Below are 1,135 nucleotides of genomic sequence, written 5' to 3' on the forward strand. Positions count from 1 at the left end.
GGGGCGGGGGAAGTGGTGCCGCCAGTCGGTCGCGGTGTCGGCGGCGAGTGCGGCGGCGACGGCCGCCGCGGTCTCGCGCAGGCCGTCCCCGTCGCGGTGCAGGGTGGGGACGCAGCGGGCGCCGGTGTGGCGCAGATAGGGGCGCAGCACCGGGTGCGGTCCGATCTCGACCAGGACGCCGGCGTGCTCGGTGGCGAGGTGGGCGGCGGCCTCGGCGAACCGTACGGGCTCACGGACATTGCGCCACCAGTACGCGGCGTCGAGTTCGGGCCCGTCCAGCGGGGTGCCGGTGACGGTGGAGACGAACGGGACGCGGGCGGGGACGGGTTCGAGTCCGTCGAGGGCGTCGAGGAGCGGCTTCCTGATGGGGTCCATGACCCGGCTGTGGAAGGCGTAGTCGAGGTCCAGTTCACGGAAGAAGACGCCGCGGCCGGTCAGTTCGGCTCCCCAGGCCGCGAGCGCGTCGGGGTCCCCGGCGACGGTCACGTCCCGGTCGCTGTTGATCCCCGCGATCTCCAGTGCGCCGTCGTGGCGGAGCAGTTCCTCGCGTGCCTGTGCCTCGGGCAGGCCGACGGCGGCCATCCGGCCCCGGCCCGCCGTGGCGCCCTGCGTGCGGCTGCGTTCGGCGATGACCAGCGCGGCCTGTTCCAGGGTGAGGATCCCGGCGGCGAGGGCGGCGGCGACCTCGCCGACGCTGTGTCCGGTCACCGCCCGCGGGCGTACCCCGTGCGAGGCCAGCAGCGCGGTGAGGCCCACCTGCACGGCGAAGAGGGCGGGCTGGGCCACCTCGGTGCGCTGCCATTTCCGGGGGGACGGGTGGGCCAGTTCCTTGGCCACCGACCAGCCCAGGTGGGGTGCCAGGGCGGCGTCGGCCTCCTGGACGGCCCCACGGAAGACCGGCTCGCCCCGCAGCAGGTCGGCGGCCATGCCCGGCCACTGGGAGGCGTTGCCGGAGAACACGAACGCTGTCCCGTCCCGCTCGCCGGCGCGGATCACGGCCCCGCTCGCGGGTTCCCCGGCCGTCAGCCGGTCCAACTGCCGGGCGGCCTCCTGCGGGTCGGCGGCCAGTACGGCGGCACGGTGCGGGTGCGCGGTGCGCCGTACGGTGCTGGTGTGGGCCACGTCGTAGAAGTCC

The 1,135-nt window shown here is 75.6% G+C and carries 1 protein-coding gene; it reads right to left on the reverse strand.

The genetic code is table 11. From position 1 onward, the window contains the following. Window positions 1-1,135, reverse strand: a 1,135-nt coding sequence (locus EBH09_RS38340) for an acyltransferase domain-containing protein (protein ID WP_238697109.1), incomplete at both ends; no start/stop codon positions are given.

Source organism: Streptomyces sp. E2N166, assembly GCF_003671715.1.
Taxonomy (GTDB): Bacteria; Actinomycetota; Actinomycetes; order Streptomycetales; family Streptomycetaceae; genus Streptomyces; species Streptomyces thinghirensis.